This window comes from Staphylococcus sp. GDY8P67P, assembly GCF_017892545.1.
GTDB classification, from domain to species: domain Bacteria; phylum Bacillota; class Bacilli; order Staphylococcales; family Staphylococcaceae; genus Staphylococcus; species Staphylococcus ureilyticus.
Window position 1 is genome coordinate 1 of record NZ_JAESLH010000010.1, and the last position, 23,841, is coordinate 23,841.

Here is a 23,841-nt window from a genome sequence, read left to right on the forward strand (position 1 = left end):
TACTTGACAGGGTGCAGTTCACGTACACAATGGATTAGTCCTTTTGATATAGCGTTTAGAAATGTTTACTCTCTTAAAGTATAGATAGTACACTTGAACTTATCGCCCGCTCACTCATGAATTTTCAAGATTCTGCACATTTTAAGTATAGCATCATTAAAATTACATATTTAAACACACAAAGATACGTGCATGTCATTAAATTTATATATCGTAATCACGGTCACCTAAGAAATATTTTTCAACATCAAACCAGTCATCTACACGTGTAAAACGATCATCGTTTACATTATGAGACGCAGTATACATAATTGGCTTACCTGTAAATATAGCTAACTGACGAGGGTTGTCATCTATGAGATAGTCTGCATTTACGATATCTTTACGCCCACAAAAAACAAAGTGCTGTGGATCTAAAAATGGAAAATACTCTCTTAACCATTCATATTTATCATGAAATGATGTAGGAACATCCATTGCAGCAGTAGCAATATAAACATCATAGTATTCAGTTAATTTTTTCACAACTTCTTGAGCATGTGCCATCACTTTCAATTTTTTGAAAAAACCTGGTTCGCGTAAAATTTCATGCAATAAGCCATCATGTTCGGGCATTGCGTGACGTAATTTTTTACCGTCCAGCATATCATAGGTTATACCTAAATCTGTACGTTTGTTCACATCTTCAATCAGTGCACCTACTGTATCAGCAAGTACTTCGTCCATATCAATAGCAATTGATTTTCTAGTCATCTCATACTCTACTCCCTTTTAAGTTCTCATTCACTAACAATGATCACGCATGATTACATTAATCATCTGACAACATGACCCTGTTTATCATTATTAGTATAGCAAAAAACGTTCAATGAAACCAAAATTGTACATAAGCCTATCATAATATACTATATAAATTAAATATTTTCGTTATATAGTTCAAGCTTTATACATTTTAATTTATTGAACGTTATAAATGATGTTTGTTATAAATCAAAGTTATTTAATACTTCGATCATTTTATCATTTTGCTCAGGGAAGCCAATCGTAATTCTGACACCATTCGGAAATTCTCTTGTAATGCACCCCTGTTTTAACAATGCTTCATACAATTCGTGAGGTCGTGACGTATTCACAAAAATGAAGTTCGTTTGGCTTGGATTTAATTTATGACTACTAACTGAATCAAAGAATTTTGCTCTTTCTCGAGCATTTTTTTCACGAATAGAATCTAAATACGCTTGATCTTCTAATGCAGCAAGTGCAGCGTGTTCTGATAACCGTCCTACATTAAATGGTGGTCGTATAATATTCCACTTTTCAATTGCTTCTTGAGCAGCGACCACATATCCAATACGCATACCTGCTAATCCATATGCTTTAGAGAACGTTCTAAGTAAAAAAGCATTGGAAAATTGCTCTTGTAGTGCTAATGAATTTGGAAAGTCTTCAGCTGTCACGAATTCAACATAAGCTTCATCTATAATTACTGGTATTTCTTGAGGCACACGTGACAAGAAACGTTGCAATTCATCATGTGTAAAATATGTGCCAGTAGGATTATTAGGGTTACATAGCCATACAAGTTTAGTGTTATCATCAACTTCAGAAAGTATGCCTTCTAAATCAAACCCACCATCTTTTAGTGGTACCTGAACAACATCTGCTGCTTCTACTATGGCATTATGATAATATTGACCAAAAGTCATTTCACTTGTAACAATTTTATCTCCTTTAGTTAAAACAGCACGTGAAATCATTAATATCACTTCATCTAATCCTGCACCGAACAAAATACGTGCTGGATCAACATTCAAATGCTCACTTATTGCTTCTTTAATTAACGGAGAACCCGTTTCAGGATAAAATTGCAATTCATCTAAATGCTGCGTGATTGCGTCTTTCACTTTAGGTGACGGTCCATATAAATTTTCATTAGAAGCTAATTTATAAAGTTCACCCTCAATCCCGTATTGTTCTTTTAGTGCTCTTGGTGATAAACCTGGTTGATATGCTGATAATTGTTCTATTTGTTTTTTCATTGTTGATTCGGGCCTCCTTAAATTTACAGAAATTTCAAAACTTAGTAACCATTATATACCTTATTTCCATTGAAAATCAATGTAACTTTTTTTGAAGTGAGAATTTAATCAAATATAAATACGAGTTCAACTTAATGTGTGCTTTAACATAGTAAAACACATTGTTAAACTCGTATTGTCTTATGAATTAATCAATTAAATTATGTTTTTCTAAATAGTTTTTAGCTACCTCATAAGGATCTTGTTTTTTCACTGTAACTTCATAATTCATTTGTTGCATATCTTCATCAGATATCTTACCTGCTAATTTGTTAAGTGGTGCTTTGATTTCAGGATGTTCCTTTAAATATGATGTTTTAAACATAGGTGCACCTTGATATGGTGGGAATACCTTTTTATCATCTTCTAAAACAACCATATCGTATTGTTTTAATTCGGCATCTGTTGAATATGCGTCAATTAAGTTAATATCTCCGCTTTCAACTGCTTGATATCTTAATTTCGGCTCCATCGTCTTAACTTCTCCAAAATCTAAATCATATGCTTTTTTAACAGCTGGATAACCATCACCACGATCATTAAACTCTAATGTGAAACCTGGCTTAATTTGGTCACTTACTTTGTTTAAGTCACCTATCGTTTTAAGGTTATGTTTTTTCGCAAAATCTTTTTTAACTGCCAATGAATAAGTATTGTTATATTCCATTGGTTTTAACATAGTCATATCGTATTTATCTTCTAAACTTGATTTTGCTTGTTGATATACCTTATTTTCTTGTTTAGATTTCAAATCTTCCTTTGTTAACTCTCCAAGTACAGTACCTGTAAACTCAAGGTAGCCATCTATATCGTCAGATTTCAAAGCATTAAATAGGAATGAAGTTTTCCCCATGCCGTCTTTAACATCTACTGTATCATCTGTTTCTTCTTCAATTAAAATTTTATACATATTTGTAATTACAGATGGTTCTGACCCAAGTTTACCTGCTAATGTAATTTTATCTCCTTTTTGAGCAAACATTGGTCCAATAATCACTAATAGCAGAATTATAATAATTGCACCTAGAGAAATAAGTAACTTTTTATAGGACAGCTTTTGCATATACCGTAAAACTAAATCAAAAAGAATTGCTAATAAAGCTGCGGGAATCGCTCCAATAATGATCAATGATGTGTCATTTCTATCTATACCTAAAAGAATCAAATCACCAAGACCACCAGCACCAATTAAAGCTGCTAATGTAGCAGTCCCTATAATCAATACCATAGCTGTTCTAATACCTGCCATAATTACTGGCATAGCTATGGGTAATTCCACTTTCGTTAATCTTCTTCCTGGCTTCATACCGATACCCTTAGCTGCCTCAATTAATGAGCTATCCACTTCATTGATACCAGTGTATGTATTTCTTAATATCGGTAATAATGCATACACTACTAACGCAATCACTGCTGGTACCTTACCAATACCAAACAGTGGTATCATCAAACCAAGCAATGCTAATGATGGTATTGTCTGTAGTACTGCCGCAATATTCATCACAATTTCAGAAATCTTACGTGTCTTCGTGAGCAAAATACCTAATGGTACTCCAATTATTGCAGCAATGAGCAATGCAATAAATGATATTTGGATATGCTCAAATATCGTAGTTAACAATTGTCCCTTTCGATCTGAAAGTGTATTTATTAATTCATTCATCTTTGACCACCCCCTGTATGCTCGGATAGATATTTAAACATATCTTCGCGTTTAAGCACATGTTGAGTAGCAGTCGATTCATCATTAATAATTATAGCATCATGATTAGCTAAATCACTATAAATGTTTTTAATAGAGACGTCGCTGTTAACAATAGGATAGCCTTTGGTAGCTGCTTGTTCATCAATCGTTAATTCTCCAATAAGTTCTGATAGTTTAATATCTTTTTCTATTTTAAGTGATTTATCCCCAACAAATTGTTTTACAAAATCACTTTTAGGATGATTAACCATATTTTCAGGTGTATCTATTTGCTCTACATGTCCTTTGTTTAATAGACAAATTCTGTCAGCAAGTTTCATCGCTTCTTGTATATCATGTGTTACAAAAACGATTGTTTTCTTTATTTTTTGCTGTAATGCTATTAAATCATCTTGTAGTTTTTCTCGACTGATTGGATCTAATGCACTGAAAGGTTCGTCCATCAATATAACTGGTGGGTCTGCGGCTAATGCACGCACCACACCAACACGTTGTTGTTGCCCACCTGATAGTTCATCTGGTTTTCTATCTTTAAAAAGTTCTGGCTCTAAGCCAACCATATTTAACAACTCATCTATACGTTCATCAATATCCACGTCTTTCCATTTTTTCATTTGTGGTACTTGTGCAATATTTTCTTTTATTGTTAAATGTGGAAATAATGCAATTTGTTGCAAGACATAACCAATATCCCAACGCATTTCATATACTGGATAGTCACTAATTGGTTTACCTTTAAAATAAATAAATCCCTCTGTTAATGAAATTAAACGATTAATCATTTTTAATGTCGTTGTTTTACCACAACCTGAAGGTCCGATTAAAACAAAAAACTCACCTTCTTTTATATTAAAGCTAAGATCATCTACAGCCTTTTTATCCCCATAACGTTTGATTACATTTTTAAATTCTATCAATTTTTCACCCTCACTCTTTTCATTGCCTTTACTATCACTTAAAAAAATTCACATAGTTAACACATAACCGATTAATGTATCATTTAACCCTTTTGAACATAGTTAGATAAAACAAAAACGAAGTTAATTGAAACCGATCAATATCACTATTACATTTGTACTTGTATAGTATATTAATAGTTGTCAAATTAACTTCGTATTTATCGCAATTATTTCAATGTAAAATACTAATACCGTTAAAATTAAGTATATGAGATTATATATTCTAAAAACAATTATTTGCTCAACTAAATTTGAGCTTTATAAGATTGTATTGTTTCTAAAAATATTGGACAGTAGTGTTTTAATTTATAACTTCCAACACCATCAATTAAGATCATATCTTGCTTTGATTCTGGTTTTCTCTTGGCAAATTCTTCCAAAGTAAAATCTGAAAAAATACTTACTGGTGGAATAGTTAATTTTTCACTTAATTGTTTACGCACGGCAACTAATTCATCAAATAAGGCACGGTCTACGCCTTCTACGGTATTGATGTTAACTTTTTCTTTTGATTTACGTTTAAATGGTGTTGTATAAATTGAAATTTGATTATTTAGCAATTCCTTTACAGATACATCGCAAATCAATATTTCATCATGCTCATTTAAAAATCCTTTAAATCGCAATTCATCCATAAGATGACTGAGTTCAGATGTCGTATAGTTTTTCATAATGCCATGTGTGGACAATTGATTATAATCACAATAGCGAATATAATCAGAGTCTTCACCCCTTAAAACTTGAATAATAACACTATAACTTTCTTGCTGTTTCATACGTGCAATACAACTTACGATCATTTTCGCTTCGTTCGTCATGTCATATGTTTTATTTTCTCTAACACAATTACTACATTGCTCACACTCTTCTAGTTTTTCATTGGGTTCAAAATAATGTACGAGTGTTGCTTCTAGACACTTTTTAGTTTTCGTATATAGTAGCATTTTATTCAATTTTTCACCCATTTTTTCTTTGTAATCATCGTCTGCTTTTGAAGATGAAATAAAATATTGGTGTAAACCAATGTCTCTATCACTGAATAAAAGGATGCAATCACTTTTCAGTCCATCACGACCTGCACGACCCGCTTCTTGATAATACGATTCTAAATCACCAGGCATGTTATAGTGAATCACAAAGCGCACATTAGATTTATCAATCCCCATACCGAATGCATTCGTTGCAACTACGACACGCACACGATCATATACAAAATCATTTTGAGCTGCTTCCCGCTCTTTATTGGATAAACCAGCATGATATATTGTGCTGCTAATTTTATTGTTTTCTAATGCTTCATGTAGTTCTTCTACTTGTTTACGTGTCGAACAATATATAATGCCTGCTTCTTTTTGATGATCTTTAACATATTCTAATACGAACTTTTGACGCTGATACGTTGGATTAACTTGAAATATTAAATTTCGTCGTTTCGTACTTGTTTTGATTTCATCGTGTTTATCGATGTTTAAGCGATCCATAATATCTTTTTGTACTTCGATTGTTGCTGTTGCTGTTAATGCTACAATTGAAAAATCTTGTGGTAGTGCAAAAACTTTATGGATGACTTCCTGATAACTTGGTCTAAAATCATGTCCCCATTTTGAAATACAATGGGCTTCATCAAACGCAACTAAGTGTATATCTAACTGCTGTAATAAGCGCATAAAATTGGCATTATCAAAACGTTCTGGTGCAACATATAAAAATTGGATTTCCCCACTTTTCAGTTGTGTTTGAATATCTTTTTGTTGCTTTTGTGTCAAACTACTATTTAAATATGCTGCGCGAATCCCCATGGCCTTCAATTGATCAACTTGATCTTTCATAAGTGAAATTAACGGGCTGATTACGATTGTGGTACCACCTAGCATTAATCCCGGCACTTGATAACAAATTGATTTTCCCCCACCAGTTGGTAAAACGCCAAGCACATTACGATGATCCATTACTTTAGTTATTATTTCTTTTTGACCTGGACGGAATGTGTCATAGCCAAAATAATGTGATAATGTTGCTTCCATGTTATATAATCCCTCATTGTTCTTTTAATTCTTCAAGCTCGCTCCATCTTGTTATATCATCTTCATACAACGTATTAAGATTTTGTTGTTCTTCATTTAATTCTTTGACTTTAGCGTAATCAGAACTTGCTTCAACCATTTCTTGTTCGATCTCTTCTAATCTATGTTCGGTTGTTTCAATACGCGCAATAATTGTTTCATATTCTTGTTTTTCTTTATATGATAGACCCTTTTTCTTTTTCTTTGCATATGTTGGTTTCACTTTTGATTGTTGCTTTTCTTGCATTTGGCGTTTATCTATCTCTTTTTTATATGCTTCATAGTCATCAAAACTTCCTATAATACGTTCTAATTTGCCATCATGAATATACCAATATTCTTGAGCAACTTTATTTAAAAAATATCTATCATGACTCACCGTGATGACTGTACCACCAAAAGTAGCGATATAATCTTCTAAAATGGTTAAAGTTTCTGTATCCAAGTCATTCGTCGGTTCATCTAATAATAGAACATTAGGTTGATGTACTAATAATTTTAATAGATACAATCTTTTTTGTTCTCCACCAGATAATTTATACACCTTTTTTCCATGCGTTGCACTAGGGAATAAAAAGCGTTCTAACAACTGTGTAACAGAAACAGCAGTTCCATCTTTTTCTTTAGCTACTTCACTTTCTTCACGCAAGTAATCGATCATTCTGATGTCTCGATCTAAGCGCGCTTCTGTCTGTCTGAAGTAAGCAATTTTAACAGTTTGACCAACTTTCAATGCCCCTTCGAACGCTTGGTCATCACCATTCAAAATATTCAGTAATGTTGTTTTACCGGCGCCATTTGGTCCAACGATACCAATTTGTTGTCCATTTTGTATAATTTCTGTGATGTGTTCAAACAATACCTTATCGCCGATGTGTTTTGACACGTTTTCAAGTTCAAAAACTTGTTTACCTAAACGTGAATATGCAAGATTTAAAGAGGCTTTATCTTGTTGTTGTTGATTTTTTACATCATGTTCTAAATCTTTAAATCTATTTTTTCGTGCTTGTTGTTTAGTAGAACGTGCTTTAACTCCTGCACGCATCCAAGCTAATTCTTGTTTATATAATGCACGTTGTTTCGCTTGTTGTTTTTGCTCTACGACTTCATTTTCAGCGCGTTGTGCGATGTAATCTTCATAATTACCGGGATAAGTAGTTAATTTCCCACGATCTAATTCAATAATACGAGATGATACTTCATTTAAAAAATAACGATCATGAGTTACGAACAGCACTGTATGTGGGTATTGTTTAACATAATTAATTAGCCAACTAATTGACTCAAAATCTAAATGGTTCGTAGGTTCATCCAAGAGTAATAAATCTGGTTGCTCTATAAGTGTTTTAGCAAGACCAACTCGTTTTTGTTGGCCACCCGAAAGTTCTCTCACTTTTTTAGTCGTATCATTGATGCCTAGCTTTGATAAAATAGTTTTGATTTCAGCACTATAATCCCAAGCTTGATATGTATCCATTGCTTCTTGTGCTTGCATCATCTGTTGAAAATCTGTCTCATTCTGTGTCTCACTATATTTTGTTACAGCAGCTTCATATGAACGTATCACTTGAAGTGTCTTTGTCTCTGACGTTAATACCGCTTCAAAAACCGTTAAATTTTCTTCGAATTCTTGCTTTTGAGACGAATAACGTATGCGATATGCATTAGGATGTGAAACCTCTGCCTCGAAGTCTTCATCCAAACCAGCGATTACCTTTAACAAAGTACTTTTGCCTGTACCATTAATACCTACAAGACCTATTTTTTCTCCTTCAGAAATAGACAGATGCAAATCATCAAAAATGATTTTATCGGCATATGATTTATGTAAATGTTCAATTTTGTAGGCTTCCATCGTCCAACATCCTTTTTAATATCGAAAATTATAATTAATTCTGTTAAACTTAATTTCAGTTCTATATATTATACACCTTTTTGAACTCAAATGATACAAGGGAGCGTAGCTTATGTCAGATTTTTTTCAAGACTTACCTCCTTTTATCCAAGCACTCATCGCCGGTATCATCACTTGGTTGTTGACTGCATTAGGGGCTGCTGCAGTTTTTATATTTAAAAGAGTTAATGATAAAATACTGAACTCAATGCAAGGTTTTGCTGCAGGCATAATGATTGCTGCCAGTTTCTGGTCTCTATTACAACCATCTATTGATTATGGTTCAGGTTCATCTATTGCATGGTTACCAGCAGCAATAGGTTTTTTATTGGGCGGTTTTTTTATACGCGCGTTAGATTTAATTATCCCACACATTCACCCAAACACCCAAGACACTAACCAATACCAAGAAGGTGTAGGAACAAAAAAACTCAATAAAAATACATTACTTGTATTGGCTATTACACTCCATAACATACCAGAGGGGCTTTCTATTGGTGTAGCATTTGGTGGCGTAGTAGCCGGTAATGGACAAGCCACTTTCTTAGGCGCACTTGGTTTGGCAATTGGTATCGGGATTCAAAATATTCCCGAAGGTGCTGCGCTTTCTATGCCTATCAGAGCAGCTGGGGCTTCAAGATGGAAAGCTTTTAATTATGGTCAAGCATCTGCAATTGTTGAGCCCATATTTGCTACTATAGGTGCTGCTGCAGTACTGTTCATTACACCTATGTTACCATACGCACTCGCCTTTGCCGCTGGAGCGATGATATTTGTAGTTGTAGAAGAACTTATACCAGACTCTCAAGCTAGTAATAATACTGATTTAGCAACATTAAGTTTAATGCTAGGTTTTACTATCATGATGATTTTAGACGTTGCACTTGGATAAAAGGTAAAAGAAAAAGAAATAACTTGAATCCATTTTTTAAATAAAAAAATGATGAAGCTGAGACAATCGTCTCAAGTTCAAAACAAAGATTTTGGGGTAAATACAAGAAAAATAGCACTCAGATGATTTAATTCAATTCATCTGAGTGCTTCTATTTTTTCAATACTTCATATTGGTGATTCACTTTCTTAGGGGAACAGCTTCAGCCTGTAGTCTTCAGCTTCTCCTATTCACTCAAGCGTCTCGCCAAAATACGTCACATTTGTCCAAGAACTAAATGTCTCAAACAATCTCTTTTTGAGAATGGGGATTTATGTTCTAGCCTTTTTAGCATTCTTTTTTATAATGTGCATGTTTGCTCTGGATATGTACTAATCTGCTATCCTACCCTGCTTAAAGTTCACTCATATTAAATAATTCAATACAATCATCATGCGCATCATAAAATACCATTCAATACACTTACATATATATAAAAGCCCTAATCCATTTTAAATAATGGATTAGGGCTAAAGTATTAATTATTTTTTCTCTTGTCCTTGTGGACCTGTTTCATATTTATAGTTTGATGGTTTCACTTTATCAAAGTCAGGGTTATCATAAAATCTCAATAAATCACCGTTTAGGACGTCATCACTCATTTGCAAGTCTTTTTCAGCTTGTTGTTTGCGTTTATCAAAATCGCTTGGTTTTTCTGTAACTGGCTCATTATTTTTATTATCATATATTCTACCATTTACATATTTGTAATCTTTCGTTACAAAGTCACCATTTCTAAACGGTACTGTGTCATTATGATCTTTTGACAATAAGTCTGTACCCATCATGAGATAATTTTTAGTATCAATACCCATTAAATGTAATAATGTTGGCATTACATCTGCTTGTCCAGCATAAGTTTTATCAACAGTACCTTCTTTACCAGGTATTTTCAACCAGAAGCCTGTTCGGTTTAAATCTGTAAACTTAGCTGGTGTAATGTCTTCACCTAATAATTTTTCCATCGCTTTATTATGGTTTTCAGAAATACCATAATGGTCACCATAAATCATAATAACGGAATCATCATAGATACCTTTTTTCTTCAATTCATTTACAAACTGTTCTAACGATTCGTCTAAATATCTCGCTGTCTGAACATAACCGTCAACTGTTGAATCACCAGTATTTGGTTTATCAATTGATGCATCTTCTGAAGATAATGTAAATGGATAATGGTTTGTTAGCGTTATTAAGTGACTATAGAAAGGTTCTTTTTCCTTCGCTAAATAATCAGCTGATTCATCAAAGAATTCTTTATCTTTCAGACCTAAGTTCTCTTGGTTTTCTTCTGACATATCAAAATATGTTGCATCATAAAACTTATCTACACCAAAATGTTTGTATACTTGGTCACGGTTCCAGAAAGTTTTATAATCACCGTGCATTACGCTAGATGTGTATCCTTGTTGTTGATGCATAATAGCTGGCAATGATTGGTACGTGTTATCCCCTTTAAGTGAGAATGCCGAACCTTGTGGTAAACCATATAAACTGTTATCCATAGTGAATTCTGAGTCTGAAGTTTTACCTTGTCCTGTCTGGTGGAAGAAGTTCGGATAATATCTAAAATCTTCATTACCAGAAGAAAGTTTATTTAAGAATGGTGTAACTTCCTCGCCATTTACTTTTTTGTTTATCAAGAAAGTTTGGAAACTTTCTAAGTGTATTTTAATCACATTTTTTTTCTTTGCTGCACCGAAATATTCTGGGTTTGGTTGTGTTTGTTTTTGTTTCGTATAATTTAAAACTTTTGTCAAATCATCTTCATTTGCTAACGCTTTTTGTTGATTATTTTGAATCGTTTTTACACCATCATAAACTGTGAAGTTATATGGACCTAAGTATTTCACTAAATATTTATGATCGAATGTACGCGTTAATAATTCTGGACGATCAGATTCTGCAAAAGCTAGGTTTAAGAAGAATAATGCAACAGACGCTGCCATGATTACTGGAACAAACTTCTTGCTAAACACACGCTTATCTAACCATTTTTGTTTGAAGATTAATACAAATAAATAAATGATTGTATCGATAAAGTAAACAAAGTCATACCATTTAAATGAAGCTGATACAGCGCCACCCATTGATTCAACATTTCCTACTTGATTTAATGTACTAAAAGTCAAGAAATCAGAGAAGAATCTGAAATATACAACATTTGCGTATAATAAGAAGGTTAAAATAAAACCTCCTATAAAGATAAACCAAAATGCTTTCTTACCTTTGAAGAATAAGAAAATACTCAATACTAATGCAATTAAGCTATATGGATTCATTAATAAAATTAAATTTTGAACTAACCCTTTAACACCTAAAGAAAAGTCAACATAGTATGAAAAATACGTTTTAGCAGTAACTGTTATAACAGTTAAAATAAAAAACGCAAAAAGAGTTAGTTTCTTTTTGTGTAGACTCATGTCTGTTCCCCCGATATAAATTAATAAAAGTTTGTGCTAATACCTAGCTAGATTAAATGCTTTGTACCCGTTGTTAGCGCGTAAGTGATAATTTCTACCAACATCTTTATCGTTATTTGCGAAAGTTAAAATTTAAGTTAAAAAACACGGTAACTCCTGTATTTTCTTTTAAAACACATCTTTTTTTCTTATGTCACTAATTTATTTTTATAAAGTAGCAATTTTTTATTTTCAATGAATTTTATTTGTTCTTTTGTGAAAAATTATATTTGTTGTAATGTAAATTATGTTAATGCGTTTTGTTATGTTTTACATCGTTTTTACACTGCGTTCACTCTGTAATATCATTGTAATAAAACGATTATAGTTCAATTAATAAATATAAAGCAATTCTTGACTAATATCAAGTAAAAACACACTTTTTTTAATTTAAAAAGCTGATTTAACCGTTTTATGAAGGTATCATTAACCTATTATGAATACGCGATTAAAATAAGGTTAAAATTTAAATTTCCTTTATAATTATACTTGTTCTATTTAATAAATTAATCAGGCCTTGGACCTATTTAAATAAAGGTTAAATTATACAGAATGACTTAAGTAATTACTAAATCTTATCATATTCGACATTCATGCTGTTGATAATAAATACGAAAGACCAAAAGTAAATCTACGAAATAATTGCTATAGCTGAACGCTTTTCGAATAATCATTGACCATGTATTGTATACATTAATTTAGAACTATATTTTACTTAAGTATTTGTCGAAAGCAACAGACATATTATAAAAATCATCCAACATAAAAAAGCAGCTTGAGATATAAATCTATAGAAACTCAAGTAATAACTCAATGAGCTAACTATAAATAAAACAATATTGAAAAAGACAATTTCTATAATATTTCAATAGAAATTGCCTTTTTTTACTCGTCCAAGACACTTTTATTTGTTCTAAGATTCTTTAGCTCAAAAGCGTCTTAATATAATAATGTTTTATAGATTAACTGATTATTAATTTTAAATGCTAATGCTCGTAACATTTTGCTATACACACATACACTTCATTCTCTAATCGTGTACATTATTTTAACATTTCTAATTGCATTCTATACTCGATACCATGAAACAATTGGTTTAACCAATTAGTATATTTTATTAAGTTCTTTTCGGCAGTTTCAACATCTATAAATTGAAATTTCAATTTAGTACCAGGATGTTTTTGACCTAACTTAGTTAAATGGTAACTGGCAATTGTCCCTATTTGTGGATAGCTCCCTAACGTGTAATGATCATTTAACAAAATAATTGGCGTACCATCTCTCTTAACTTGAATTGTTCCTATTTGTACAGATTGATGTGCGGGCATATCTTCATAAAATGCTTTAACAGGTTGGCCTTCGACATACATACCTACCCTATTCGCTTTACTTGTCACTTTATATTCCCCGTAAGTAAAACGATTTAAAGCATTTTGATTAAAATCTTCTGTTCCTTTATTTTTAATGACATGAAATACATCTGACATATAATTAAAAGAAAGCGCATAGCCATCTATACCCCAGTCAGTCTGATGTGTATGTTCAAGATTTTCAAAAAGTTTATGGTGACGTTCTGTATAATCACGTTTCATATTGATTTCGTCACCTTTTTCTAGTTTGCGCCCATGAAAACCACCAAGTTTAGACATAAAATCAGTTGAAGTAGAACCCAACCATTCATCTAGCTCGAATCCACCACCAACGGCTAAATAGACTCTTGATGTCCGTGAAGTTTCTGTAAACTCGAGTACATCACCTTTTTCCATTAAATAAAGTTTATTGGGTAAAACTTTTAAATTAGCAGTTTTAGCTTTAAAACTGCCACCACTTAATGCAATTAAAGTAGGTTCAGTAAAACGAATACTTGCCATTCTATTGGTCATTTCTAAAGTAGCTTCATGTTTATCGTTGGCTACTAATCGATTTGCAATTTCATGTGATAATGGATCTAAAGCACCACTAGGGATTACACCATTGTGCTCATAACCGATACGCCCAAAATCTTGAAAACTTGAGAACAATCCTTCATTTTCTATTATGATTGACATGGTTTAAATCCTCCTAAATCCAATGCATCCTCTGACACAGCTTGAAATTGCACATTATCCCCTAATTTTAAAGTTGTAAAATCTGTTTGATGTGGATTAAATAATTCCACTGGTGTGTAGCCTATCACTAGCCAATCACCATAAGTATCAATTGTAGTAATACCAGTTTTCTTACCTTCTATAATCACTGATCCTGCAGGAATAAATGCTTTTTTGCCACCTGTGTGATTGACAAATAAGCGTTTATCCATCCCTGTTAAATACGGAAATCCTGGAGAATAGCCCATCATTGATACGAAAAAATTCGAATTTGTATGTAATTTTACAAATTTGTCGAAATCCATTTTATAATATTTTAGCAAGGATGCTAAATCTGGTCCAAAGTCACCACCATATACTACAGGTATCTGAATGGGTAAGGGTGTTTCTTCTACATGTTTTATCTCTAATTGAACAGATTGCAAAAGTGCTTTCATATATAAAAAAGGTGATTTTATGTTGTGATGTTTAATCATATCTCTAGCATCATAACAAATCATCATATCCGACTCTGTTGGTACAATTTCTGTAATAAAAGGATAATTTTTATTAATAAGATATGTTTTTAATGCGAGTAAATCATCAGTTAAATCTTTGGAAACTTCCTTTTCTATAGAAACCACAATTGCTTGGTCACCTTGACTATATATCTTCATAAATTCACCTCATCTATTGTGTCTATCGATAAAATACATTTAATATTTGTATTAAGTAGCGTATTAATTCTTTAACTAAACCATAGATAAATATAAATTGAATAGCACATGAAATAGTGATGACTAACTTAGTAATATAATATTTATGGTGATTCATTAAATAGGTTACATACCATTTTGTAAGGCCGATTAGCGTAATAATTAATAAAATCCAAATCCATATCATTATTTTGCCTCGCTTGCTGACATTAGATTTTTAAGACGCATATAACTTTGTTTAACTTACTTCATAACTTACAGTTAAACTATATCTATGTGTAGCATATTTGATACATTCAATTATGGATATCAAACACTATCGCAATAACGTTTTATCACAATTATTAGAATTAAAATTTATATTTTTCTTATACTTTCTATATTCTATAGATTTATTGCAACATCGGCAACCTCTCTTAAACTATTTATCAGAAAAACTTGAATTTGATTTTGCCTTAACTTTTGCTTAAATGTTGCCAAACTATAATCTTTTTCTATTAATTCACCTTCATCTATTAATTCTTGTCTCTTACATCCTTTTAAAAAATCATCATTAAATACTGGCGTATAATAATGATCTCCTTCTTTGATCATAATATTTCCAATATCAAATTCTAATATTTTTCCTGATTCGTCATAAAGTAAAATGAGGTCAGTTTCGTGATTATGTGCTAAATGATCTCTATTTGTCGTTTTATTCGTAAGTATGCGTTTATCTTGAATTTGGGTTAATGGTACAATTTTTGCTGTAAAGCTATCTTTTTGAGGTAATTCAGCAACTTCATATTTAAAAATGCCATTGGGATATAAAATAATTTTCACTCTATACGTTCCTGTAAAATAATGGTTTTTAATTTCAGAAATCGTTTCATGCCATTGATTATCATCGAATGTCATTTGAAATTGATTTGCTGAATGTTTTATCCTGTCAAAATGATATCTCAACCTTAAAAATTTGCCTGAGTCTAATCGTAATGTTTCAAATAACTGCATTATAATCTCTCCAAAATTTTAGTCTTATCGATGAATTCTTGCACTTCAGATTCTGGGTTGGAATCAATGGTAATACCTGCACCAACCCCGTATACAGCTTTCCCATTAATATATTGAATCGTACGAATAGGTACATTGAAAATAGCTTTCCCATCAGGTAACAATAAACCAATAGTTCCGCAATAGCCATTTCTTGGTGTTTGCTCTAATTGTTTAATATATTTCATTGTGTTTACTTTCGGCGCGCCGGTAATTGAACCACAAGGGAAAATAGCTTCTAATACTTGCGCTAAACTCACATGGTTTGCTAACTGCCCAGTAACCATAGATGTCATTTGATACACCGTTTGATACCTTTCAATACGAAACGGTTGATATACTTTAACTGTGCCAGTGTTGGCTACTCTACTTATATCATTCCGTAATAAATCAACAATCATGACATTTTCTGCCCTATCTTTGTTAGAGTTTCTAAGTTTTTCAAAATGTGCCTTATCTTCTAATTCTGTTTCTCCTCTGGCTATTGTTCCTTTCATCGGCTTACTTAATACAATATTGGATTGATTTTTAAATGGGCCAAATTGAAAAAATAGCTCTGGGGATAATGATGCTATTTGAACTTCTTTTGTATCAATCAGAGCAGAATAATGACCATGATTTCCGCCCTGAAGTACATGATAAAGTTCAGAAATCGGTCCTTTTACGTCATCACTCAATCTGGTTGTATAATTAACTTGGTATGTATTACCTTCTACAATCGCTTTTTGCACTTGTTTAATATGATCAATCATGCGCGCATGTCTATATTGAAATTTAAAATTATATTTACGCTGATATGCCAAAGCTTGTTCATTTAAGTCATCGTGTACTGATTCAAATACATATGCAGCAGCATACACAAATATACCTTTAGGCGTTATCGTTGCTAACTGATTATTAAAATAACTTGCCGCTTCATATGGTAAGTATAACGCCACATATTTACCTTTACATTGATGTAATTCAGCAAATCGAATGACTTCTCCAACATCCTGCATTTGATATGCTATTTTTTTACTCAAACATTCTTTAAATAGATATTGATACGTTTCGGTTTGTGTTTCATTTATATAATATTGGTAATTAAATTTTACTTGCATGATGCGCCTCCACACTTTCAATAAATAATTTAATTTGTTCGATACCATATTCACTCAAAAACGATTCAGGATGATATTGGACACCATAAATAGCATATTCTCGGTGCTCACAGGCCATAATTATTCCTTTATCATTGGTTGCTGTGACGTTTAGCTCAACAGGAAATGTATGTATGTCTGCCATTAATGAATGATAACGCATTACATTAAATGATTTTGGTAAATCTTTGAAAATACCTTTGCCCGTGTGGGTAATTGAAGTTGTATGGCCATGGATAGGCTTATGATTCTTTACAATACGTCCCCCAAAATAAGTAATAATTTGTTGGAATCCCAAGCATACCCCTAAAATTGGTACATTATTCATAAATTGTGTGATGACTTCATTTAAAATCGGATAATCTGACGGCGTTCCTGGTCCTGGCGATATGATAATCGCCAATGGTTTCATATTGATGAGCTTGTCTATATCAATCTCATCCACATCAACCACTTTGATTGTCCCTGTATAACATTGTTTGAGATAGTCCACGATATTATACGTAAATGAGTCTTTATTATCGATTACAAGTAACATTGAATCACCTCATTTGTAGTTATATATTATTCTAATATAGTTATTATCCCAAATCTCAACTTGATTTTACAGCTTAAATGTATTATTCTAGTCACGGTATAAATGTAACAGAGGTTTCTAGCTGACACCCTCTATAAAAAACTAGACACTTGAACGACGTCTATCTTTTTATAGAGATAGGCGTTTTTTTATGGCGTCATCAGTTTTATATGGCAAAGCTAGCACGATATTTTAAGGAGTGTAAACTATAATGACACAACAGCCATTAAACAATAATAAAGCCATCGTAGTATTTAGCGGTGGCCAAGATAGTACAACCTGTTTATTTTGGGCAAAAAAACATTTTGATGAAGTTGTCTTAGTAACTTTTGAATATGGACAAAGGCACGATACAGAAATTCAGGTTGCAAAACAAATCGCTCAAGAACAAGCAGTCGAGCACCATATACTTGACATGTCCCTATTATCTCAACTCACTCCTAACGCATTGACACAACATGATATGGATATAAATGAAGGAGATAGTGGTATGCCAAACACGTTTGTGCCTGCACGTAACTTGCTGTTCTTATCTTTTGCTGGCGCCCTAGCATATCAGACAAATACTAAACATATTATCACGGGTGTATGTGAAACAGACTTTTCTGGCTACCCTGATTGTCGAGATAGCTTTATTAAGTCAATGAACGTTACACTTTCCCTCTCTATGGATAAAGATTTCGTTATTCACACGCCGTTAATGTGGCTGGATAAAAAACAAACGTGGGCTTTAAGCGATGAACTCGGTGTATTAGAATACGTTCGAAAGCGAACGTTAACTTGTTATAACGGGATTATTGGCGAAGGATGTGGCGAATGTCCTGCCTGTAAACTACGCGCACGCGGTCTTAATGCTTATCTAGAAGAAAAAGGAGCGAATTAATATGTTCCAACAAAATTACCCTAGTGTTAACCACAATTACCAATTTGAACTTAATAAGGATTTTAATTTTTCAGCCGCACATTATATTCCAAGTGAAGACGCTGGAAAATGCATGCGTACGCATGGACATACTTACTTTGTCAACTTAACAATCGGTGGAGATACCGTAGACCATAATGGGTTTTTAGTGAATTTTAGTGAATTGAAACAACTCGTACACGGTCAATTTGACCATCAATTATTAAATGACTTACCTCAATTTGAGGGTAAAAGTCCTTCAACTGAAATTGTGGCACAAACAATATATGAGATGGTTCAGTCTTCATTAAACCAAAGGCCAAACAAACCACAATGCTTGCAAGTTTACGTCAGAGAAACACCAACAAGTTATGTCATATATCGACCAAAGGAGCCAAACCATGAGTAAAATACCTGTGCTTGAAATTTTTGGTCCAACGATACAAGGTGAAGGTCGTGTCATCGGCCGCAAAACCATGTTTGTACGTACAGCCGGATGTGATTACCGTTGCAGTTGGTGTGACTCTAGTTTTACATGGGATGGCAGTGCAAAAGAAGAAATACGCATGATGGATGCTACAGAAATTTATGCGCAATTATATGACATTGCAGGTGAATCATTTAATCACGTAACAATTTCAGGAGGCAATCCAGCTTTAATAAAAGGCATTCAAACATTAGTCGATTTATTCGAAGACAAAGGCATACAAAGCGCCCTAGAAACACAAGGCAGTAAATTCCAACCATGGATGACACAAATTGATGATTTAACAATTAGTCCAAAACCACCTAGCTCAATGATGAAACCAAATTTACCTATTTTAGATGATGTTATTGCTAAATGTAAGCCAGAAACACTCAATCTTAAAGTAGTTATTTTCAATGATGAGGACTTTGAATTTGCCAAAATGATTCATCATAGATATCCTAACGTGCCATTTTATTTACAAGTTGGTAATCCATACCTAGACGGAGAATATGTTGAATCTCACACAGAAAAGTTACTTTCATTATATGAAGCCCTTGTGAATCGTGTCATGGATAGTAGCGATATGAATAATGTATATGTATTACCTCAATTACATACTTTACTTTGGAGTAATAAAAAAGGTGTTTAAATTGAGTCAATGAACCGGTTCGTTGTATAATGCTCTTTGTCTATACAATAAACCGGTTTTTACTTTGTACATAAAACATAGCAATGATTGTCACTGTAAATATAATTATTTAAAATAATAACAATTTTACAATATGTCAGATAATGACTTATAATTTTTTAAAACATCAACTGTTATTAAATGATTAAATCTAACTTAATTGATATAATGTTGCAGTGAAGTATCTAGGTTAGGAGAGCAACATGCTAATAAATATAATCATAAATATAGCTACGGTAGCAATCATACTCGGTATTGATTTATATCGTCAGAATTTCAAACAACTTAAGTTTAGCTCTATACTTTTATCAATAACCATTAATAGTATCATTAATTTAGTCCTTGTTGGTAAATACGATTACATAACATTTTATACTTGCACCCATTTAATTATTTGGACATTGTTGCAATTGTATCTCAATAAAAAAACAAAAACATATGTCATAACTGATCAAAAATTTATTGGTTTTATTTTAACGATTATCATGAGTACATCTTTAATCCTTTCATACGATACAAGTAAAGATTCTTACTATATGTCCATTCCATATTTAGCTCCAGCTATTTTTCTCATAGGTGCAACTTTATTGTTCTATAGTACATTCCAAACACATGAAAAAGAACAAATTAAAATCTTGAATCGTATTCGCAAACCAGTAGTGATTGGCCAAATTATTATTGTATTATCTTTTACAATCATGCCTTTATTAACACCTTATTGGTATGCCTTTATAATTGTACATTTATTATTCTTACTTTTTTTATTATGGCAGAATATATTTTTTTCAAAAAAATGATTAGCAAATTATATTTTGTGGTATGTAATAATTGATTATGCTATTTAAAAAGGAGGTATGCTTATGTTTGGATTTATTATTATGCTAATTGTCGGCGGTTTAATCGGCTGGATTGCTGGTGGTATCGTCGGTAAAGATATCCCTGGAGGTATTTTAGGAAATATCATTGCTGGTATCGTAGGTTCTGCATTAGGTTCATGGATATTAGGTGATTGGGGTTGGCATTTAGGCGGTATCGCTATCTTCCCTGCACTAATTGGAACAATTATTCTTGTTGCCTTTGCATCATTTATATTGGGAAAATTACGTAAAAAATAAATGGTTTGTTAATTTTTTAGTTTTAAAAGAAATTCCTGAAACTTAATGACATCGTTTCTATATCGTCAGAAGATGACTAAATAGCGAAAGCACTCAGGAATACTAAAATCTCAACCAAAAATAAGCGTCAATTTCTATTGAGATACTTTAGAAATTGACGTTTTTTGTTTTTTAAAGTGTTATTATCATGAGGATTTATGATCTATCTTTTTTAAAATGTCATTCGTATCATCTTTAGTTGTTATTTTAACTTTGTGTGTACGGGCTCAACAATAACCTAAAATCTAAAACAACCTTTATAAAACTAAACATTACTTCTGTATCAAAATTTCTTTGACTATAACATTTTTATTTTTGCTTTTAAGAGTATTTAACTAATTTGGCTCTTATACAATTTTGTAATGTGATAATGCTTTAGATTGATATGCCGAAAGACACAGGCTCAAATCACCTCCTCGGACAACCATGCACAATTAAACTCAATTTTTTAATAAACGAAACCCCCAGACTACGCTTTTAGCATAACCTGAGGGCAGTGATTATCTATGTTTAACAAGTGTTTTATTCTTTTCAGTTTTAACCTTATGAGAGGGTACATAAAAATGTTCTTCTCTATTTATACTGTTTTTATTTTGTTCTTCCGCTTCTTCTGGATATTCAGACATTTCTAATTCAGAGTCCAACCCTTTCGTTTTGTCTACCGGCTTTAAATTAGATACTTGAACAATATATTTTGGTCGCTGTTTTACTTCATAATATATCCTACCGATATATTCGCCTACAATACCGATTGAAATCAGTTGGATACCTCCAAGTAATAAAATAGCTGCAATTGTTGAAAAGTACCCTGGTGTTTTCACACCATTAATCATAATATTTCCAAAACTAAATATAATATAAAGTAGACTCACAAAAAATACAATTAGTCCTAAATAAATCATAGCGCGTAATGGTTTATTATTAAATGAGATTAAGCCATCTATACCATAGTTCAATAATTTACCAAATGACCATTTCGATGTACCTTCTTCTCTTTCAACATTTTCATAAGTAAAAACTTTAGTATTATAGCCAATCCATTCATATAACCCTTTTGAAAAACGATTATATTCATTTAACGATGTTAATGAGTGTAACGCGCGTTGACTAAGCAATCTAAAATCTCCAACACCGTCTTCTAGTTTAATATCCTCGACAAAATGATTAATCACTTTGTAATAGCATTGCGTTAAAAATTTTCTTGAACGTTTTTCACCTGTTCTATCTCGTTTTGCGACGACTTGATCATAGCCATCCAAATAACTATCTATCATCTGTGGTATAAGCTCTGGCGGGTGCTGTAAATCAGCATCAATCATCACAACAGCATCACATTCCACACTGTGTTGGAAACCGGCAATCATTGCTGATTCCTTACCAAAATTCCTACTAAATGAAATATATTTTACATGTTCATCCTGTGCTGCCATTTCTTGAATATAATTAATCGTTTTATCTTGACTACCATCATCTACAAATAGCAAATCATAGTTATAGTGACGGTTAAGACTATCTTCATCTAATATTTCAGTTAACTTGTGGTATGTTTTTAATATTACTTCACCTTCGTTATAACATGGCACTATAACTCTTATATGCATAATAAACACCTTCATTTCAATTACTTCAATTTTACTTTACCAATATTTACAGTTATTTCGCCATTCTTTTCATTTAGGTTTACACAATTTTTATATTTCCTTAATAATCAATTATAAAACTTACACTCTTTTAAAAAATTTTGAAATAGATAATACCAATAATTCGTGTCATTAAGAAACACTAAAATTTAGTTTTTAAATTTTTATGATAATGTAGAGCATATATACATATAAATATTGTTCAATATCTTTTTTGTAAAAAGTTGTAACATTGTCCATTTAGTTTATCAACTATTTGTCAGAAAAGGAAATAAAACCATATATTCGTAAAATTAAAAAAGTAGGATAGAGAAACAAGTGTCATGAACACTATGCTCTATCCTACGTTATTTAAAATATTTAACGTTCACCTTTTTTTGAAGAAACTACTAAAAAATAAGCCTTGATTTTGCAACTACTTCTCCATTTTCAGCTATCTTTCACTTCAAATTTTTATAAACAAAGCTAAATTTTGCTATTTTAGATCATTACTTTAAATCGCCTATACGCACTTTATCAGGATCTTTACCTTGGCGCGCATCTCGATTTAGATTATCAATCTCAGCAATATCCGTTAATTCTAAACTAAAATCAAAAATATCATAATTTTCTTTAATACGTTTAGGTGTTTTAGACTTTGGTATAATTAAACGGTTATGTGCTAAATGCCAACGCAACACGATTTGTGCAGGTGTTTTACTATAACGTTCGGCAATATCAACAATGATAGGATGTTCAAGTAAACCTTGGTTTCTCATGAGTGGCATCCAAGCTGTCACTGCAATATCATGCTTATCACAAAAATCTTGTAGCTCATGCTGATTGAAATAAGGGTGTACCTCCACTTGGTTCACAGCAGGCGTAATTTCTGTCTCTGCCATCAATTTTTCTAAATGATGTTGTTTAAAGTTACATACCCCAATGGCACGGATTCGACCATCTCTATATAATTTTTCCATCGCTTTATACGTTTCAATAAAAAGTCCATCTTCCTCACATGGCCAATGTATTAAAAATAAATCTAGATAATCAGTACCTAAATTCTCTATAGATTTTGTAAAAAATTCAATTGTTTTATCATATCCTTGATAATCATTCCATATCTTTGATGTAATAAATAATTCAGAACGTGGTACATCAGATTTTTTTAAAGCATTGCCTAATGCAATTTCATTTTTATAAAAGTAAGCTGTATCAAAAGCACGGTAACCAATATCTAAAGCGCTAGATACAGCATTTTCCATTTCCTCATCAGTGATTTTATACACACCTAAACCAACTTTTGGCATAGGATAACCATTATTTAAATAATATGTATCTTCTAACATACACTTATCCTCCTCATTTTTAATATCAATATATTTTCA

Annotated in this window: 21 protein-coding genes; 6 read left to right on the forward strand and 15 right to left on the reverse strand. The window is 32.2% G+C overall.

What is annotated here, in order from left to right:
- Window positions 1–204: 204 nt before the first annotated feature.
- The 6 genes from KA833_RS04000 to KA833_RS04025 all read right to left on the reverse strand — a co-directional run bounded on the left by KA833_RS04000 (window position 205) and on the right by KA833_RS04025 (window position 8,660).
- Complete coding sequence (locus KA833_RS04000; RefSeq protein ID WP_210128528.1) at window positions 205–753, reverse strand: 5' nucleotidase, NT5C type; 549 nt, start codon at window positions 751–753, stop codon at window positions 205–207.
- Window positions 754–983: 230 nt separating this feature from the next.
- Window positions 984–2,039 (reverse strand): histidinol-phosphate transaminase, encoded by a 1,056-nt coding sequence (gene hisC, locus KA833_RS04005; RefSeq protein ID WP_046207400.1) that lies wholly within the window; start codon window positions 2,037–2,039, stop codon window positions 984–986.
- Between the two features lie 187 nt (window positions 2,040–2,226).
- The gene (locus KA833_RS04010) at window positions 2,227–3,741 is read right to left on the reverse strand and encodes an ABC transporter permease/substrate-binding protein (RefSeq protein WP_210128527.1); all 1,515 of its coding nucleotides are present in this window, start codon (window positions 3,739–3,741) and stop codon (window positions 2,227–2,229) included.
- Complete coding sequence (locus KA833_RS04015) at window positions 3,738–4,700, reverse strand: ABC transporter ATP-binding protein (RefSeq protein ID WP_064209522.1); 963 nt, start codon at window positions 4,698–4,700, stop codon at window positions 3,738–3,740. Before KA833_RS04015 ends, KA833_RS04010 begins: the two co-directional genes overlap by 4 nt.
- A gap of 287 nt (window positions 4,701–4,987) precedes the next feature.
- Entirely contained in the window at window positions 4,988–6,766 is a 1,779-nt protein-coding gene (gene recQ / locus KA833_RS04020; protein ID WP_046207397.1) for a DNA helicase RecQ, read from the reverse strand.
- 13 nt (window positions 6,767–6,779) lie between these two features.
- Complete coding sequence (locus KA833_RS04025) at window positions 6,780–8,660, reverse strand: ABC-F family ATP-binding cassette domain-containing protein (RefSeq protein ID WP_064209524.1); 1,881 nt, start codon at window positions 8,658–8,660, stop codon at window positions 6,780–6,782.
- A 112-nt stretch (window positions 8,661–8,772) separates the two neighbouring features.
- On the opposite strand from KA833_RS04025, the gene KA833_RS04030 reads away from it, so the two are divergent.
- A complete protein-coding gene (locus KA833_RS04030) occupies window positions 8,773–9,591 on the forward strand; it encodes a ZIP family metal transporter (RefSeq protein WP_046207395.1) in 819 nt (272 codons plus the stop codon).
- Window positions 9,592–10,112: 521 nt separating this feature from the next.
- Here KA833_RS04030 and ltaS read toward each other — a convergent pair.
- The 7 genes from ltaS to KA833_RS04065 form a co-directional block, all read right to left on the reverse strand.
- Window positions 10,113–12,053: a lipoteichoic acid synthase gene (gene ltaS, locus KA833_RS04035; RefSeq protein ID WP_210128526.1), complete on the reverse strand. Its 1,941-nt coding sequence runs from the start codon at window positions 12,051–12,053 to the stop codon at window positions 10,113–10,115.
- Window positions 12,054–13,135: 1,082 nt separating this feature from the next.
- Window positions 13,136–14,140, reverse strand: coding sequence for a 5-oxoprolinase subunit C family protein (locus KA833_RS04040; protein WP_046207393.1), 1,005 nt, complete (start codon window positions 14,138–14,140; stop codon window positions 13,136–13,138).
- Window positions 14,128–14,835, reverse strand: coding sequence for a 5-oxoprolinase subunit B family protein (locus KA833_RS04045; protein WP_073343224.1), 708 nt, complete (start codon window positions 14,833–14,835; stop codon window positions 14,128–14,130). Before KA833_RS04045 ends, KA833_RS04040 begins: the two co-directional genes overlap by 13 nt.
- 22 nt (window positions 14,836–14,857) lie before the next feature.
- On the reverse strand, window positions 14,858–15,061 hold the full coding sequence (locus KA833_RS04050) for a hypothetical protein (protein ID WP_071562148.1): 204 nt from the start codon (window positions 15,059–15,061) through the stop codon (window positions 14,858–14,860).
- 197 nt (window positions 15,062–15,258) lie between these two features.
- The gene (locus KA833_RS04055; RefSeq protein WP_192946453.1) at window positions 15,259–15,867 is read right to left on the reverse strand and encodes an aminotransferase class IV; all 609 of its coding nucleotides are present in this window, start codon (window positions 15,865–15,867) and stop codon (window positions 15,259–15,261) included.
- Window positions 15,867–17,006: a chorismate-binding protein gene (locus tag KA833_RS04060; RefSeq protein ID WP_210128525.1), complete on the reverse strand. Its 1,140-nt coding sequence runs from the start codon at window positions 17,004–17,006 to the stop codon at window positions 15,867–15,869. The genes KA833_RS04055 and KA833_RS04060 overlap by 1 nt, the downstream gene beginning before the upstream one ends.
- Entirely contained in the window at window positions 16,990–17,583 is a 594-nt protein-coding gene (locus KA833_RS04065; RefSeq protein WP_210128524.1) for an anthranilate synthase component II, read from the reverse strand. The genes KA833_RS04060 and KA833_RS04065 overlap by 17 nt, the downstream gene beginning before the upstream one ends.
- A 250-nt stretch (window positions 17,584–17,833) precedes the next feature.
- On the opposite strand from KA833_RS04065, the gene queC reads away from it, so the two are divergent.
- From queC to KA833_RS04090, 5 genes are all read left to right on the forward strand, one after another.
- Window positions 17,834–18,505: a 7-cyano-7-deazaguanine synthase QueC gene (queC, locus tag KA833_RS04070; RefSeq protein WP_046207388.1), complete on the forward strand. Its 672-nt coding sequence runs from the start codon at window positions 17,834–17,836 to the stop codon at window positions 18,503–18,505.
- 1 nt (window position 18,506) lies between these two features.
- Window positions 18,507–18,932, forward strand: a complete 426-nt coding sequence (gene queD, locus KA833_RS04075) for a 6-carboxytetrahydropterin synthase QueD (protein WP_210128523.1) — start codon at window positions 18,507–18,509, stop codon at window positions 18,930–18,932.
- The gene (gene queE / locus KA833_RS04080; RefSeq protein WP_107365389.1) at window positions 18,925–19,641 is read left to right on the forward strand and encodes a 7-carboxy-7-deazaguanine synthase QueE; all 717 of its coding nucleotides are present in this window, start codon (window positions 18,925–18,927) and stop codon (window positions 19,639–19,641) included. The genes queD and queE overlap by 8 nt, the downstream gene beginning before the upstream one ends.
- A 242-nt stretch (window positions 19,642–19,883) precedes the next feature.
- The gene (locus KA833_RS04085; protein WP_070039048.1) at window positions 19,884–20,477 is read left to right on the forward strand and encodes a hypothetical protein; all 594 of its coding nucleotides are present in this window, start codon (window positions 19,884–19,886) and stop codon (window positions 20,475–20,477) included.
- A 63-nt stretch (window positions 20,478–20,540) separates the two neighbouring features.
- Window positions 20,541–20,795, forward strand: a complete 255-nt coding sequence (locus KA833_RS04090) for a GlsB/YeaQ/YmgE family stress response membrane protein (RefSeq protein WP_145381720.1) — start codon at window positions 20,541–20,543, stop codon at window positions 20,793–20,795.
- A gap of 539 nt (window positions 20,796–21,334) precedes the next feature.
- On the opposite strand, the gene KA833_RS04095 is transcribed toward KA833_RS04090, so the two are convergent.
- Together KA833_RS04095 and KA833_RS04100 are read right to left on the reverse strand one after the other, a co-directional pair.
- Window positions 21,335–22,435: a glycosyltransferase family 2 protein gene (locus tag KA833_RS04095; RefSeq protein ID WP_064209530.1), complete on the reverse strand. Its 1,101-nt coding sequence runs from the start codon at window positions 22,433–22,435 to the stop codon at window positions 21,335–21,337.
- 527 nt (window positions 22,436–22,962) lie between these two features.
- Entirely contained in the window at window positions 22,963–23,802 is an 840-nt protein-coding gene (locus tag KA833_RS04100) for an aldo/keto reductase (RefSeq protein WP_046207382.1), read from the reverse strand.
- Window positions 23,803–23,841 lie beyond the last annotated feature (39 nt).